The organism is Nesterenkonia aethiopica (assembly GCF_039534665.1).
Lineage (GTDB): Bacteria > Actinomycetota > Actinomycetes > Actinomycetales > Micrococcaceae > Nesterenkonia > Nesterenkonia aethiopica.
Window position 1 is genome coordinate 23773 of sequence record NZ_BAAAVT010000003.1, and the last position, 16080, is coordinate 39852.

Sequence of the window (16080 nt, forward strand, 5' to 3'; positions counted from 1 at the left end):
TCCTCTGCTCCGATGTGGGCTGACCTGGGGCGACCGTACCGTGGATCCCATGACGCACACATCTGCCGTCGCCGTGAAGGCGACCGACCTGATCAAGACCTACGGCACGGGGGACGCCGCCGTCCGGCCGCTGAAGCGCCTCAGCCTGGAGATCCCCGCCGCCCGATTCACCGCCGTGATGGGCCCGTCCGGCTCCGGGAAGTCCACCCTGATGCACGTGCTGGCCGGACTCGACGCCCCCGACGGCGGCAGTGTGATCGTCGGCGACGTGGAGCTCACCGGGCTGGACGACCGGCGACTGACCCGTGTGCGCCGGGAGCGCATCGGATTCATCTTCCAGGCCTACAACCTGGTTCCCTCGATGACCGCCGAGGAGAACATCCTGCTGCCCTCCCGCCTGAGGCGCACCAGTGTGGACCGGTCCTTCGTGGGGGTGGTGGTCGAGCGACTGGGTCTGACCGGGCGACTCCACCACCGGCCCTTCGAGCTCTCCGGCGGCCAGCAGCAGCGCGTGGCCGTGGCCCGCGCGCTGGTCTCCCGCCCGGACGTGATCTTCGCCGACGAGCCCACCGGCAACCTGGACCAGGCCGCCGGGGCGGAGGTGCTGGACCTGCTGCGCGCCGCCGTCGACGAGTTCGGCCAGACCGTCATCATGGTCACCCACGACGCCGGCGCCGCCGCACGCGCCGACCGGACCGTCCTGCTGGCTGACGGCCGGCTGGTGGACACCCTGGAGGCGCCCACCGCCGAGCAGCTGGCCGCCGCGATGATCGAGGTGGGCCGATGAACCCCGTGCTGCGCGCGAACCTGCGCTCCGGCGGCACCCGGCTGTTCGCGGCGGGTGCCGCCATCGCCGTGGCGGTGGCCTTCGTGGTCACCTCGCTGCTGATGGTCGACGCCTTCAGCCGCACGATGGAGTCCCAGGCGGAGGCGGAGGCCGCCGGGGCGGACCTGATGGTGGAGGTCTCAGGCCTGGTGGACGACCCGGAGGCGCCCGCGGCCCTGGCCGAACAGGTCCAGGACCTCGACGACGTCGGGGATGCCCAGCTGATCCGCAGCGCCTTCGCCCCGGCCGAGATCGGGGGCCGGGACGGCTTCCTGGGCGTCTCCGAGCTGCCCGAGCATCTGCCGGTGGAGTTCCCCGAGGGACGGGCGGCCGAGGCGGCCGATGAGATCACCGTCACGGAGCAGTTTGCCGACGCCTATGACCTCACGGTGGGCGATGCTGTGACACCTGAGGATCCCGCAACTGGCGACGCCGGGGATCCCTACACCGTGGTGGGCCTGATCAGCGGCATCCAGCGCGCCGGATCCGCCTTCGTCTCGTCCGCCGGCATGGACGCCTTCCCGGAGGAGGCCTTCCCGGAGTCCATCCGGGTGGTGCTGGCCGACACGCTGCATGGCGATGCCGGCGCCCAGCGGATCGTCCAGGATCAGATCCTGGAGCTCGCCCCTGAGGCCTCGGTGCTCACGCATGAGGAGATCGTGGAGGCCTGGCTGGAGGACCTCTCCGGCACCAGCGACATCCTGGTGACCATCGGGCTGGGCTTCGGTGCGATCGCCGTCTTCGTGGCCGGTCTGGTCATCACCAACACCTTCGGGGTCCTGGTGGCCTCCCGGATGTCCACGCTGGCGCTGCTGCGCGCCGTGGGCGCCACCGCCCGACAGCTGAAGCAGGCGACCCTCACCGAAGGCGCGCTGCTCGGCATCGTCGGCTCCGCCGTCGGCGTCGTGCTGGGCTACGGGGCCGCCTATGGGCTCGGCACCGCGGCCCAGGCGCTGTGGCTGGAGGACTTCGCGTCGGTGCGTCTCACCGCCGTCGCCGTCGTCATGGGTCTCGCGCTGGGCACCGTGGTGACGGCAGCCGCCAGCCTGTTCCCCGCGCTGCGGGCCGGGCGGACCTCACCCATGCAGGCGCTGCGGCCCGCGGACGTCGCCCCCGCCGAGGGCGGGGTGCCGCGGGTGCGGACCACGATCGGCGCCGTGCTGGCGGTGCTGGGCCTGGGATCGGTGGCGGCCGCGGCGGCGCTGACCAGCCCGCTGCTGGGGGTGGCCGGTGCAACACTCGGGTTCCTGGGCGTGCTGCTCGCGGCTCGGGCGATCGTGCCCGCCGTGGTGCGCGGTCTGGGGCTGCTGCTGGCACGGATCACTGGCGGAGAGGTGCCCCGGCTGGTGGCGCAGAACGCCCGGCAGACGCCGGGGCGACTGACCACCACCACCTCGGCGCTGCTGATCGGCGTCACCCTGGTGGTCACCATGACGGTGGGGGCCGCCACCGCGCAGCGTTCCCTGGATGAGGAGCAGGCCGACCGCTACCCGGTGGACGCCGCGGTGGCCTCCACGGACGTCGGCGCCGCGGTGGACGCCGAAGACGCCGTGACCGGCTCCGCCACGGTGCCGGGGGAGCCTGCCGAGGTGACCGCTGAGGACGGCACGGAGGCCCCGGCCCAGGTGGTCGCCGCCTCCACCGAGACGGTGGCCGGGATCGCGCGGCGCGACGACCTGCTGCCCGAGCCGGGACAGGCCCTGCTCTCGGCCTCCTTCTACGAAGGCGAGCAGCCGGTGGCGCAGTGGGGCGAGACGGCGACGGTGACGCTGAAGGCCGCCGGCGAGGAGCCGCTGCAGGTCCAGGGCGAGATGGCCGGATGGCTGCCCTCCGGCACCGTGGTGGTCAGCTCCGCCGCCGGCTGGGATCTGCAGGAGGCCGAGGGGCAGACCTGGATGCGCTTCAGCGACACCGCCACGGTGGATGAGGTGATGCAGGTCAGCGGCACGCTGACCGATGTGGCGGGGGAGGAGACGCCGGCCACGGTGGAGGCGGCCCTGTCCCGGGCCTCGATCTCCGGAGTGATCGACACGGTGCTGCTGGTGGTGCTGATCCTGCTGGCCGCCTCCGTGGTGGTCGCAGTGATCGGGGTGTCCAACACGCTGGCGCTCTCGGTGTTCGAGCGGCGCCGCGAGGCCGCCCTTCTGCGGGCGCTGGGCCTGAGCCGCGGCGGGGTGCGTCGTCTGGTGTCCACCGAGGCGGTGCTCATGGCTGTGGTCGCGCTGCTGCTCGGCGGCGGACTGGGCGTGTTCTTCGGCTGGGCCGGGGTGACCTCCCTGGTGGCCGAGGACGTCATGGGTGTCGCGCTCGCGGTCCCCTGGGGCCGGTTGGGGCTGATCGCCGCAGCGGCGCTGGCCGCCGCCGTCGTCGCCTCCGCGCTGCCGGCTCGCGCTCTGGGGAGGACCCAGCCCGCGGCGGGCCTCTCCCAGGAGTAGCCCTCCTCTGCTGCGCCTGCGTTGCCTCCGCGGTTTGGGCCCTTTTCAGGTCTGATGCGGGCTCATAAGGGCCCAAACCGCGGAGGCAATCTGGTCGGAAAGCAGTTTTCCACAGGGTGCCCATGGAGGCGGACACGGGGCGGCGTGATCGGGCAGGCTGAGAGCCATGAAGACGCCGCGTCCTCTGCCCCCGCAGCTGCGAGACGGTGTCTTCTCTAGACGTCAGGCCGAAGCGCTGGGGGTCCCTCCGAAGCGGCTTCGTGCCCGAGACATGCGACGCGTGGGCCGTGGACTGTATGAATGGGTCGGCTCTGCCGACGTCGAGCCTCTGACGGCTCCGATCCCTGACGCTGGGAGCCCCGAGTGGTTTCGGCTGCTGAAGACGGTGCAGGAGGAGTACCGATCCACGTGGTTCAGTCATTCGACAGCGGCACGCATCTTCGGACTTCACCTGCCGTCTTGGGCCGATGAGCCGGGCATCGTCCATCTCAGCCGACGGGGGCATTCGACGGGGGCGGAGCGAGTGGCCGGACTCGTTCCGCACATGGTGGTCGCCGAAGAGGGTGAAGTCGTTCGGCACGGCGCCCTGTGGGTCAGCCGTCCCGCACGGATCTTCTTCGACCTGATGGGTCGTCTCCCGGAGCGCGAACTGGTCGCCCTCGGTGATCAGCTCGTCCGGAGTCCGTACCCGGAACTCGAGGGGCGCGATCAGCCGTGGGAGACTCGAGAATCCCTGGCGGATCTCGTGGCGGCGCACAGGAAGACCAAGGGCATCGTGAAGGGGCGTCGGGCCGTCGAGAGAGTCCGAGTAGGGGCGGATTCGCGGCCGGAGACGCTGCTGCGGCTGGCGATCCAGGACACGGGCCTGCCTGAGCCGATGCTTCAGGTGCGCCCCACGCCGGGGAGCCCCTACCCGGGCGACCTCGGCTACCCAGAGCTGAAGATCGTCATCCAGTACGACGGCGGTACGCACTTCAGCGCGGCTCAGCAGGCCCGCGACCAGCGCCGGAACCATGCGTTCGAGCGTGCCGGGTGGACCGTCATCCTGGCGAACTCCGAGGATCTCCGAGAGGGGTTCGTCCGAGTGGTGGAGCGGATCCGGCTTGCTCGTGAGCGTAGTCTCCGCGGTTTGGGCCCTTTTCAAGCGTGACGCGGGCTCAAAAGGGCCCGAACCGCAGAGGCAACGCATCAGGACGGGTGCACGATCGCCTTCAGCGTGCGCGGGTCCGCCGCGGCCTCCAGCGCCTCGGCGGTCTGTTCCAGGCTGAAGCGTCCCGTGATGAGCCGGTCCAGGTCCACGCGGCCGGAGCGCACCAGCTCGATCGCCGTCGGCCAGGTGTTGGCGTAGCGGAACACCCCGGTGACCTCCAGCTCCCGGTTCTGCACCGCGGACAGCGGGATGGTCACGTCATCGGCGCCCATGCCGATCAGCACCGCGCGCCCGGCCGGACCCAGCGCGCGCAGCCCCGCGTGGATCGCCGACGGCGCCCCGGAGGCCTCCAGCAGCACGTCGGCCCTCAGCCCGGACAGGTCCGTGCCGGCGTCGAGCGTAGCGGTGGCCCCGTGCTCCTCCGCCAGGCTCAGCCGCTCCGGGGACACATCGGTCACGGTCACCTCGGCGGCTCCGAGGGCCCGGGCCACCTGGGTGAGGATCAGCCCGATGGGACCGGCCCCGGTGACCAGCACGTGATCCCCGACGCCGAGGCGGGACTTCTGCGCAGCGGCCACCGCCACCGACAGCGGCTCCAGCAGGGCGCCGGCCTCGTCGGAGATCCCCTCCGGCAGCCGGTGGGCGAACATCGCCGGGATCGTCACGTACTCGGCGAAGGCGCCGTCCACGGGCGGGGTGGCGAAGAACTGCACCTGCGGGTCCAGGTTGTACCGCCCGGCGCGGGCCTGGGTGGAGGACCAGTCGATGCGCTGCGGCTCCACCGAGACACGCTCGCCGATCCGGGAGGCGTCCACGCCGTCCCCGACGGCGGCCACGACGCCGGCGCTCTCATGGCCGAGCACGAGCGGCTCCTCCACCACGAAGGGCCCGATCCTCCCCTCCCGGTAGTAGTGGACGTCGGAGCCGCAGATGCCCACGGCGGTGACCCGCACCAGCACGTCCCCGGGGTTCGGGAGCGGGACGGGCCGCTCCTCCACGGTGATCTCGCCGGGGGCCTGCAGCACGGCGGCACGCATGGTGGGGGTCATCGTGGGGTCCTCTCTGCCTGAGGGGGAGGGGGCGGACGTCGGGGCTGCGGAGCGCGGTCGGCTCATTTCACGGCGCCCATCGACAGGCCGCGGACCAGCTGCTTCTGGGCGAACCAGCCGGCCAGCACCACCGGCAGCGAGGCCAGCACCGAGGCCGCGGAGAGCTGGGCGAGGAACTGCTCCTCCGAGGTCATGGTGCTCATCAGGTAGATCGGCACGGTGGCGGCGTTCGCGGCGGTGAGGTTCAGGGCGAAGAAGAACTCGTTCCAGGCGAAGATCACGCAGATCAGGGCGGTGGCGGCGATGCCGGGGCTCACCATGGGGATCAGCACCCGGCGCATCGTCAGCATCAGCGAGGCCCCGTCCATGGAGGCTGCCTCAAGCACCTCGCCGGGCACCTCCAGGAAGAAGGAACGCATCATCCACACCGCGATCGGCAGGTTCATGGCCGTGTAGAGGATGATCAGCGTGACGATGTTGTCCAGCATCCGGATCTGCCCGGCGATCACGTAGATCGGCATGATCACCGCGACCACCGGCAGCATCTTGGTGGAGATGAAGAAGAACAGCACGTCCTGGGTGCGCTTCACCGGCCGGATGCTCAGCGCGTAGGCGGCCGGCACCGCCAGGGCCAGCACCAGCAGGGTGGACACCGCGGTGGCGATCACTGAGTTCAGGAAGTACGCCCCGGCCTCGGAGGTGAAGACGGCCCGGTACTGGTCCAGGGTCGGGCTGAACAGGAAGCTCGGCGGTGAGGAGGCGGCGTCGGACTCCTGCTTGATGCTGGTCAGCAGCATCCACAGCACCGGGGCGAAGAAGATGAACGCCGCAAACCAGGCCAGCCCGGTCAACAGCTTCCCGACGACGGCGTGCCGTCCGGCCCGGGTCCGGCCTGCGGTCGTGGTCTCGGCGGCGACGGTCATGACTGCTCCTTGGAGTTGATGCTGCGGAGGATCAGCCGCAGGGCCAGCAGGGAGATGACGATGGTGGCGATCACGGTGACCACACCCATGGCGGCGGACTGTCCGATGTCGAAGCCGAGGAAGGCCCGCTGGTAGATGTAGAAGGGCAGGTTCGCGCTCGCGGTGCCGGGCCCGCCTGCGGTCATCAGGTAGATGTGGTCGAAGGTGTTGACCACGTAGATCGCCCCCAGCAGCACGGAGAGCTCCAGGTAGAACCGCAGGTGCGGCAGGGTGACGAACAGGAAGGTCTTCAGCGGCCCGGCGCCGTCGATGGAGGCGGCTTCGAGGACGTCCTTGGACTGGGACTGCAGCCCGGCCAGCAGGAGCAGCATCATGAACGGGGTCCACTGCCAGACCAGCGCCACCAGGATGGAGAAGATCGGGTGCTGGGAGGTCCAGTCCACCGGACCGAGCCCGATGAGTCCGATCAGCCAGTTCACCAGGCCGTAGGTGGGGTTGAACAGGGAGATGCTCCACAGCATGGCTCCGGCCACCGGCATGATGAGGAACGGGGTGATCAGCAGGGTGCGCACCACGCCGCGTCAGGCGAAATCGCGGTCCAACAGCAGGGCGAGGCCGAGCCCGAGCAGCACGGAGACGGCCACACAGCCCAGGGTGATGAGCACGGAGTTCAGCGCCGCGGTGCGGAACGTGGAGTCGATGAAGAGGTCGGCGAAGTTCTGCAGGCCCACGAACTGGTCGCCTTCGGGGCGCAGCAGGTTCCGGGAGCGCAGCGAGTACCAGATGGTCAGCAGGAACGGCACCTGAGTGCAGACGATGACGAACAGCAGGGCCGGCAGCAGAGGGAGCCGACGCCGGCGAGCCTCGGCCCGTGCGGCGGCGCGGGCGGTGCGGTGGTCGTGTCCTGCCGGACCTGCCCGGCCTGACGAGGCTCCGGGGCGCGACGTGCTGGAGGTGTCGGTGCGGGTGTCAGTGGGGACGCTCATGGCTCATCCCTCCCATCCGTAGGTGCGGGCGACGGATTCGGCGAAGGTCTGGGACTGGCGCAGGGCGTCGGCGACGCTCTGCCGTCCGGCCACGGCCGCGGAGATCTGCTGGCCGACTCGGGTGCCGAGGTCCTGGAACTCGGGGATGCCGACGAACTGCAGCCCCGGATAGGGGACTTCGTGGACCATGCAGTTCTCCTGGGTGGCGCGATCCATGGAGTGCAGGGTGGGTTCGGCGTAGTTCTCGGCGAGCTCGGCGTACTCGGGGATCTCATAGGTGGACAGCCGTGAACCGGGCGGCAGGGCCTCCCAGCTGAGCTCCTCGCCCACGAGCCGGAAGTAGTCGGGGTGGGTCATCCAGGCGATGAAGTCCCAGGCGGCCTGCTTGTGCCGGCTGCTCTCCGGAATGGCGAGGCTCCAGGCGTAGAGCCAGCCGGCGTCGTCGGTCTCCACCACGGGGGCCAGGGCGTAGTCGACGTCGCCCACCACGGTGGAGGAGGCCGGGTTCTCGATGCCGGAGACCATGGAGGAGGCGTCGTACCACATGGCGGCGTCGCCCTGGCTGACGCGGGTGAGGCAGTCGCCGAATCCGGAGGTGGCGGCACCGGGCTGTCCCCAGGTGCGGACGGTGTCCACGTAGGTGCTCACGGCCGCCTCGACCTCGGGGGTGTCGAGCATGGGGCGCCAGTCCGGGTCGAACCAGCGGCCGCCGAAGGTGTTGATCACGGTGTTCAGCGGGGCCAGGACCTCGCCCCATCCGGCCAGCCCGCGCAGGGCGATGCCGGAGACGCCGTCCTCGGGGGCATGGAGGGCGGCGGCGAACTCGCGGACCTGGTCCCAGGTGGGCTGCCGGGGCATCTGGAGTCCGGCCTGCTGGAAGAGGTCTCGGCGGTAGACCAGGAAGGAGCTCTCCCCGTAGAAGGGCACCGAGTACTGGCGGCCCTCGTGGGAGAGCGCCTCCTTGATGGTGGGGATGAAGTCGTCGGCGTCGTAGCGGTCGGTCTCGGCGATGTAGGGGTCCAGGTCGGTGAGCCAGCCGTTGGCGGCCCACATGGGGGTCTCGTAGTTGGAGATCATCACGACGTCGAACTCGCCGCCTCCGGAGGCCACTGAGGCGGTGATCTTGGCCCGGGCCTCGTTCTCCGGCAGGGAGACGAAGCGGACGTCGACGTCGGGGTGGGCGGCACGGAAGTGGTCGATCAGCCCCATCGCGTCCTGCATCTGCGGGTTGGAGACGATGGCGACGACGATGCTCTCCCGGGTGCCCGCGGAGGACCGGGTGGTGGCGCAGCCGCTGAGGCCGAACGTGGCGGCGGTGAGGCCGGCGCCGAGTCCTGCTCCAAGGAGCGCGCGGCGGCTGGGGTGGGGCCCGCCCCGTGGTTCAGCCGGGACGGCGGTGGGGGATGTCGCGTGGGGTGTCATGGAGTCTGTTCCTCGCGAGAGATTCGATGGGTGCGCTCATATGAGTGTGATCTAGCGCTCATGTGATACGTGACTTTAGTCATATATGCTCGAATGAGCAAGCATGGGAGGCATGATGACCACCGATCCGCAGTCCGAGCGGAGCCATCTGGGGCTCCTGGCCGAGCTCGCCACGGAGTACTACCTGGAGGGGCTCTCGAAGGTGGAGATGGCTCGCCGCCACGAGCTCTCGCGCTTCCAGATCGCCCGTCTGCTGGACCAGGCGCGGGATGAGGGGATAGTGCGCATCACGATCGTCAACCCGTCCGACGCCGGCGCCGAGCATGACGATCTCGCCCGCGCCCTGGGGGTCTCCACCGTCACCGTGGTGGCGCAGCGCTCAGATGAGACTCTGCGCTCGGCGCTGGCTCGCCAGGTCGCCGACCTGCTGCCGCGTCGGCTCCACGACGACGCCCGCCTGGGTGTGGCCTGGTCCAGGACGCTGATGCACCTGCCCGAGCATCTCGGGGAGCTGCCCAAGGTCGACGTCGTCCAGCTGGTGGGGCCGGTCAGCGCGCCGGGCTCCACCACGGGGGACTCGGCCGCCCTGGTGCACCGGCTGGGGGCGCGGGCCGGTGGCCAGGTCTGGCCGCTGCCGACTCCGCTGATCGTGGAGTCCCCCGAAGTGGCCGCAGCCCTGCGCGCCTCCTCGGAGGTGCGCTCCGCCTTGGATGCGGCTGATGAGCTCGACGTCGCGGTGATCGCCATCGGTGCCTGGGATGCGGGGATCTCCACGGTCTGGGCCCGAGTCAGCGATGAGGAGAAGCAGCGGGCGCGCGACGCCGGGGCGATCGCCGAGTGCTCGGGCATCCTGTTGGACGCCCAGGGTCGGGTGGCGCGCACCGGCATGGAGGAGCGGGTGATCGGGGTGACGCCGGCCCAGCTGCGCCGCACGCGGGTGCTCGCCGTCGCGCCCGCGGTCGGGTATCCGGAGGCGGTGCTGGCCGCGGCACGCGGCGGCTTCGTGGATGACTTGGTGATCTCCGCGGAGCTGGCGGATCAGCTGATGGACCTGCTGGCGGCTGAGCAGCTGGACGCCCTGGGCTGAGCTCCTGAGCCGCCAAGGTCATACTTCTACAAGTTGTAGAAAAGTTTTCTACACGCTGTAGAATTCACAGGGAGGCGGGTCGCGAGGACGGCTCCCTCCACGCCACGACGGCCGGTCCGGCCCGGCGCTGAGCGCCGACGTCGGCACTGCCTGCGCGTGACGCGGCCCTTCTCAAGAGCCCTGGTGAGTGCCCCGTGGAAGAACTCTTCGACCCCCTGTCCCTGGCGCGCTGGCAGTTCGGACTGACCACGCTCTATCACTTCCTGTTCGTCCCGCTGACCATCGGGATGGCGCTGATGGCCGCCATCATGCAGACGGCCTGGCACCGCACCGACGACGTCAAGTACCTGAAGCTGACCAAGCTGTTCGGCAAGATCTTCCTGATCAACTTCGCCATGGGCGTGGTCACCGGCATCGTCCAGGAGTTCCAGTTCGGCATGAACTGGTCCGAGTACTCGCGCTTCGTCGGAGACGTCTTCGGCGCCCCGCTGGCCATCGAGGGTCTGGCCGCGTTCTTCTTCGAGGCGACCTTCATCGGCCTGTGGATCTTCGGCTGGGGCCGCATCCCCCGGCTGGCGCATCTGGCCTGCATCTGGACCGTGTTCATCGCCAGCACGCTCTCGGCCTACTTCATCCTGGCCGCCAACGCCTTCATGCAGAACCCGGTCGGCTACACCTTCAACATGGAGCGGGGACGCGCCGAGCTCACCAGCCTCTGGGAGGTGCTCAGCAACCCGGTGGTGCTGGCGGCCTTCCCGCACACCATCTTCGCGGCCATCATGTTCGCCGCCACGGTGATGATCGCCGTCGCCGCCTGGCACCTGCGCCGCGGCCAGCACACAGAGACGATGCGCCCGGCGCTGAAGACCGGGCTCTGGGCCAATGTGCTGGCCTTCCTGGGCGTCGGGGTCTCCGGGGATCAGCTGTCCCTGGCGATGGTGGACGCCCAGCCCATGAAGATGGCCGCCGCCGAGGGGCTCTACGAGACCACGAATGCGGCGAGCTTCTCGATCTTCACGCTCGGCACTCCCGACGGCGCCTCCGAGCTGTTCTCCATCCGCATCCCGTACCTGCTCTCCCTGCTGTCCACCCACACGCTCGACGGCGAGGTCGAGGGCATCAACGATCTGCAGGCCCAGTACGTCGCCCAGTTCGGCCCCGGCGACTACACCCCGCTGATCTGGGTCACCTACTGGGCCTTCCGCTGGATGATCGGGCTTGGGGCGGTCTCCGCCCTGATCTCCCTGGTGGGACTGTGGCTGACCCGGAAGAACGCCCGGCAGCTGCCGGCCCGTCAGGAGCAGCTGATGTGGCGGATCTTCATCTGGGCCGCCCCGCTGCCGCTGCTCGCCTCCCTGGTGGGCTGGATCTTCACCGAGATGGGCCGCCAGCCATGGATCGTCTTCGGGCTGATGAAGACCGAGGCCGCCGTGTCCCCGAACGTCTCCGGCCTGGACGTGGCGATCTCCCTGGCCGCCTTCACGCTCATCTACGGGATTCTCGCCGTCGTCGAGTTCAAGCTCATCCTCAAGGCCGCCCAGGAGGGTCCGCCCGAGCTGGACGACGACGTCGACGCCGATTCCGACGACCTCGCCGTCGTGTACTGATCAGGAGCCCGCCATGGACCTCGCCCTGCTGAACCCCGCGCAGTTCGACCTCCCCACGATCTGGTTCGTGCTGGTCGCGTTCTTCTTCGTCGGCTACTTCGTGCTCGACGGCTTCGACTTCGGCGTGGGCATGTCCCTGCCGCTGCTGGGACGCGACGACACCGACCGCCGGGTCATGATCAACACCATCGGGCCGGTCTGGGACCTCAACGAGACCTGGGTGATCGTGGCCGGGGCGGTGCTCTTCGCCGCCTTCCCCGAGTGGTACGCCTCCCTGTTCTCCGGGTTCTACCTGCCGCTGCTGCTGATCCTGCTGGCGCTGATCGCCCGCGGGGTGAGCTTCGAGTACCGGCATCAGCGCAAGCACCCGCAGTGGACGCGGGCCTTCGACCGGATGATCATCATCGGCTCGGTGCTGCCTGCCTTCCTGTGGGGCCTGATCTTCGCCAACGTGGTCCGCGGGCTGCCCATGGACGCCGACCACAACGTCACCGCGTCCCTGCTGGACCTGATCACCCCGTATGCCGTGCTGGGCGGGGTCACCCTGACCCTGCTGTGCCTGGTCCACGGAGCAGTGTTCATCGCGCTGAAGACCGACGGCGATATCCGCGGGCGGGCGCGTCGGCTCGCGGCGGTCGCCGGGGTGCCCGCGGCGGTGGCCGCCGTCGCGTTCCTGGCGTGGACGCTGAACCTGGAGACCTTCTCGGGGCAGCCGCTGCCGGCCCTGATGGCCGCCGTCGGTGCGGCCCTGGCGATGGTGGCCGCCCTGGTGGCCAACGCCGTCGGCCGTGAGGGCCTGGCCTTCGGCGCGATGGCGGCCACGGTCGGGCTGGCCGTGGTGACGCTGTTCCTGTCCCTGTTCCCGCATGTGCTGCCGTCCACCTCCGGGGAGGGCGGGCTGACCATCGTCAACGCCAGCTCCACCGATTACACGCTCACCGTGATGTTCTGGGTGGCCCTGGTGGTCACCCCGCTGGTGATCGGCTATCAGATCTGGACCTACTGGGTGTTCCGCCGGCGCCTGACGCGCGACCACATCCCCGCTGGGGCGCACTGAGGGCCGGGAGACGAGTGCCATGAAGCCTCTGGACCCCCGCCTGCTCCGTCACGCCCGCGCCGCCCGCGGGTTCCTGGTGCTGGCCGTGGCGCTGGGGCTGACCCAGGTGCTGCTGGTGCTGGCCTTCGCCGGGCTGTTGGCGGGGGTGCTGACCACGGTGATCGCCGCCGTCGGGGTGCTGCCCGGGGACTGGGTGCCCGAGCAGCTGGTGGTGGCCGAGCCTCCCTCCGGGACCGCGCTGCTGGTCTCGGTGGCCCCGCTGCTGGGCGGCTTGGCGGTGGTGACGCTCGCTCGCGCGGGGGTCTCCTGGGCGATGGAGGCGGTGGCGGCGCGGGCGGCGGCACGGGTAAAGTCCCAGCTGCGCCGTCAGGCCGCAGAGGCGCTGGTGCACGGGTGCCACGACGGCGGCGGCTCTGCTGGCGGCGGCTCAGCTGGCCCGGCTCAGGCGGTCACCGTGCTGGGCTCCGGGCTGGACGCCCTGGACTCCTACTTCTCGCGGTACCTGCCGCAGCTGGTGCTCACCGTCCTGGCGGTGCCGATCCTGCTGGGCGTGCTGGCCACCCAGGATCTGACCACGGCGGTGATCGTGGCGCTGACGATGCCGCTGGTGCCGGTGTTCATGGTGCTGGTGGGCTGGTCCACCCAGTCCGCGCAGCAGCAGCAGCGCCGCCGACTGGACCGCCTGGGCACCGCCTACCTGGACCTGGTGGAGGGGCTCGCCACGCTGAAGATCTTCAACCGGCAGCACCGGCAGCGGCAGAACCTGCGTCGGCTCACCGACCAGCATCGCGGCGCGACGATGCGGGTGCTGCGGGTCAGCTTCCTCTCCGGGTTCGTGCTGGAGCTGGCCGCCAGCCTCTCGGTGGCGCTGGTGGCGGTCTCGGTGGGTGTGCGGCTGATCGACGGCGAGCTGGGGCTCTTCGTGGGGCTGTTCGTGCTGCTCATCGTCCCGGAGGCCTACGCGCCGCTGCGGCAGGTCGGCGCCCAGTATCACGCGGCCGCCGACGGCATCGCCGCCGCCGAGGAGATCTTCACGTTGCTGGAGGCCGAGCGGCGGGCCGAGCCGGTGGTCGATGCCGAGCCAGTCTCGGGCGAGGGGCCGCCGTCTGCTGCGGCGCTGGCATGCCGGGACGTCCAGGTGGGGCGCGGTGAGACTCTCCGCCTCGACCGCGTGAGCCTCACTGCTGAATCGGGCCGGATCACCGCGCTCGCCGGACCGTCGGGGGTGGGGAAGTCCACGCTGGCCGCTGCCGTCCTCGGGCTGGTGGACCACATCGGGGAGATCACCGTGCGCGCGGTGGACGGCGCCGAACGGCGGCCCAGCCGTGACGACGTCGCCTGGACCGGTCAGCGGCACGGCCTGCGGGCCGGCACGGTGGGGGAGAACATCGCCCTCGGTGAGCGGGGCCCGGACCGTGACCAGGCTCGAGAGATCCTCGACATGCTCGGGCTGGACGGCCTGTCCCTGGACCATCGCCTCGGTGTCCACGGCAGCGGGCTCTCGGGCGGACAGGCGCACCGCGTGGCGGTGGCCCGGGCGGTCCACCGGGCCCGGGTCCGGCGCTGCCCGGTGCTGCTGTTGGACGAGCCCACCGCCGCCCTGGACGAGGATGCGGAGCGGCGGCTGATCGACCTGCTGCGGGCCGAGGCCGACGCCGGACGCATCGTCCTGGTGATCAGCCACCGGCCCGCTGTGCTGGAGGCCGCCGATGCCGTGCATCGGCTCACCGACGCGCGGCAGGAGGCGCTGCGATGAGCATTCTCGCCCTGGCCCGTCCCAGGTGGCGCAGCCTGGCGCCCGGTGTGGCGCTGGGGGCGCTGTCCGGACTCAGCGCGGTGCTGCTGCTGGGGCTCTCGGCGTACCTGATCACGCGGGCCGCGGAGCAGCCGCCCATCCTCTACCTGGGTCTGCTGGTGGTGGGCGTGCGGGCCTTCGCCCTGTCCCGGGCGTTCTTCCGCTACCTGGAGCGGCTGAGCTCCCACGACGCCGCCTTCCGCACGCTGAGCACGCTGCGGGTAGGCCTGGTGGAACGGCTGATGCCGCTGGCCCCGGCCGGTCTGGCCGACCGCGGACGCGGGGACCTGCTCTCCCGGCTGGTCCGCGATGTGGACCAGCTGCTGGACCTGCCCACCCGCGTCATCCAGCCGCTGGTCTCCTCCGGCGTGGTGGTCCTGGCGACCCTGGCCGGGCTGGCGTGGTTCTCCCCGTCGGCGGCGGCGGCGCTCGCAGTGCTGCTGGCGCTCGCCCTGGTGGCCGGGACCTGGCTCAACGCCCGGATCAGCGGGTCCGCGGAGCGGCGCACCGCCGCGCTGCGGGGGCAGCTGGCCGATGAGGTCGCGGATCTGGCCACCGATGTGGAGGTGCTGCTGGCCTACGGTGCCGCCGACGAGCATATCCGGCGGGTGGAGCGGGCCGACGCGACGCTGCGGACCGCCGAGCTGCGCGCCTCCGCCGGTGCCGGCGTCGTCTCCGCGGTGCTGACGGGGCTGACCGGCGCCGCCGTACTGGCGATGCTGCTGCTGGCCGTCCCGGGGCTGCAGCCCAGCGCTCCTTTGGGGCCGGAGTTCGTGCTCAGTCCCGGAACGGTGGACGGCCCGGTGCTGGCGGTGCTGGCTCTGGTGCCGCTGGCGGTCTTCGAGGTCGCGGCCGCGGTGCCGGCCGCCTGGTCCGCCCGACGGCGGGTGCGCGCCTCGGCGGCGCGCATCGCGGAGCTCACCGAGCAGTCCCGGCCGGAGGAGATCCCTGCCGACGACGGCGACGACGATGGCGACGACGCCGGTGCGGTGGCTGTGGCTGGTGCGCCCCCCGCCGTCGGCGTCCTGCTGGAGCTCGAGGGGGTGACGGTCCGCTGGCCGGGGCAGCAGGCGGCGACGGCGGGGCCGGTGGATCTGCGGCTGGCGCCCGGGGAGCGGGCGCTGGTCACCGGCCCCAGCGGGTCAGGAAAGTCGGCGCTCGCGCAGGCGCTGGTGCGGCTGCTGGAGCATGAGGGCTCATGCCGGCTGGACGGTGTGGAGATCCGTGAGCTGTCTCCGGCCGCGGTGCGGCGTCGGGTGTGCCTGATCGAGCAGAGGGCGCACCTGTTCGACGCGACAGTGCGGGCCAATCTGAGCTTCGCCCATCCCGAGGGGCCTGAGAGGTGCGCTGACAGCCAGCTCTGGGAGGCCCTGGAGGCCGTCGGTCTGGGGGAGTGGGCACGCGCCCGTGACGGTCTGGACACCCGGGTGGGCCGCGAGGGAGCGCTGGTCTCCGGCGGTCAGGCGCAGCGCATCGCGGTGGCCCGCGGGCTGCTCTCCCGGGCAGAGGTGCTGGTGCTGGACGAGCCCACCGCACACGTGGACCCCGAGCTGGGGGACCAGCTCATCCGGGATCTGCTCGGGGCGGCGGCAGGATCGGGGATGAGTGACGGCTCCCGCAGCGTGATCCTGATGTCTCATGCGCCGGTGCCCCAGGAGCTCGTGGATCATCACAGACACCTGACGGTGGCTCAGCCCTTCCGCTCATCTGAGCGAATTGAGTCACACATTTGATATGGTGGCG

Annotated in this window: 13 protein-coding genes; 8 read left to right on the forward strand and 5 right to left on the reverse strand. The window is 70.9% G+C overall.

Annotated elements, in window-relative coordinates; all coding sequences use genetic code 11:
• Positions 1–49 precede the first annotated feature (49 nt).
• The 3 genes from ABD658_RS02540 (at position 50) to ABD658_RS02550 (ending at position 4411) form a co-directional block, all read left to right on the forward strand.
• Positions 50–787, forward strand: coding sequence for an ABC transporter ATP-binding protein (locus ABD658_RS02540; RefSeq protein ID WP_344685207.1), 738 nt, complete (start codon positions 50–52; stop codon positions 785–787).
• Positions 784–3261: an FtsX-like permease family protein gene (locus ABD658_RS02545; protein WP_344685205.1), complete on the forward strand. Its 2478-nt coding sequence runs from the start codon at positions 784–786 to the stop codon at positions 3259–3261. Before ABD658_RS02540 ends, ABD658_RS02545 begins: the two co-directional genes overlap by 4 nt.
• 280 nt (positions 3262–3541) lie before the next feature.
• Positions 3542–4411: an endonuclease domain-containing protein gene (locus ABD658_RS02550; RefSeq protein WP_344685203.1), complete on the forward strand. Its 870-nt coding sequence runs from the start codon at positions 3542–3544 to the stop codon at positions 4409–4411.
• A gap of 38 nt (positions 4412–4449) precedes the next feature.
• On the opposite strand, the gene ABD658_RS02555 is transcribed toward ABD658_RS02550, so the two are convergent.
• From ABD658_RS02555 to ABD658_RS02575, 5 genes are all read right to left on the reverse strand, one after another.
• Complete coding sequence (locus tag ABD658_RS02555) at positions 4450–5460, reverse strand: NAD(P)-dependent alcohol dehydrogenase (protein WP_344685201.1); 1011 nt, start codon at positions 5458–5460, stop codon at positions 4450–4452.
• Between the two features lie 62 nt (positions 5461–5522).
• Entirely contained in the window at positions 5523–6383 is an 861-nt protein-coding gene (locus ABD658_RS02560) for a carbohydrate ABC transporter permease (RefSeq protein WP_344743770.1), read from the reverse strand.
• Positions 6380–6958, reverse strand: a complete 579-nt coding sequence (locus ABD658_RS02565) for a carbohydrate ABC transporter permease (RefSeq protein WP_344743771.1) — start codon at positions 6956–6958, stop codon at positions 6380–6382. Before ABD658_RS02565 ends, ABD658_RS02560 begins: the two co-directional genes overlap by 4 nt.
• 6 nt (positions 6959–6964) lie before the next feature.
• On the reverse strand, positions 6965–7369 hold the full coding sequence (locus ABD658_RS02570) for a hypothetical protein (protein ID WP_344743772.1): 405 nt from the start codon (positions 7367–7369) through the stop codon (positions 6965–6967).
• 3 nt (positions 7370–7372) lie between these two features.
• Entirely contained in the window at positions 7373–8791 is a 1419-nt protein-coding gene (locus ABD658_RS02575) for an ABC transporter substrate-binding protein (RefSeq protein WP_344685199.1), read from the reverse strand.
• Positions 8792–8903: 112 nt separating this feature from the next.
• On the opposite strand from ABD658_RS02575, the gene ABD658_RS02580 reads away from it, so the two are divergent.
• From ABD658_RS02580 to cydC, 5 genes are all read left to right on the forward strand, one after another.
• Complete coding sequence (locus ABD658_RS02580; RefSeq protein ID WP_070161830.1) at positions 8904–9878, forward strand: sugar-binding transcriptional regulator; 975 nt, start codon at positions 8904–8906, stop codon at positions 9876–9878.
• Positions 9879–10072: 194 nt separating this feature from the next.
• Positions 10073–11485 carry a cytochrome ubiquinol oxidase subunit I gene (locus ABD658_RS02585; RefSeq protein ID WP_344685197.1) on the forward strand — a complete coding sequence of 471 codons (1413 nt, stop codon included), beginning with the start codon at positions 10073–10075 and terminating at the stop codon, positions 11483–11485.
• A gap of 13 nt (positions 11486–11498) precedes the next feature.
• Entirely contained in the window at positions 11499–12542 is a 1044-nt protein-coding gene (cydB, locus tag ABD658_RS02590; protein WP_344685195.1) for a cytochrome d ubiquinol oxidase subunit II, read from the forward strand.
• Positions 12543–12561: 19 nt separating this feature from the next.
• On the forward strand, positions 12562–14298 hold the full coding sequence (gene cydD / locus ABD658_RS02595; RefSeq protein WP_344685193.1) for a thiol reductant ABC exporter subunit CydD: 1737 nt from the start codon (positions 12562–12564) through the stop codon (positions 14296–14298).
• Positions 14295–16070, forward strand: a complete 1776-nt coding sequence (cydC, locus tag ABD658_RS02600) for a thiol reductant ABC exporter subunit CydC (RefSeq protein WP_344685190.1) — start codon at positions 14295–14297, stop codon at positions 16068–16070. Before cydD ends, cydC begins: the two co-directional genes overlap by 4 nt.
• Positions 16071–16080: the final 10 nt, after the last annotated feature.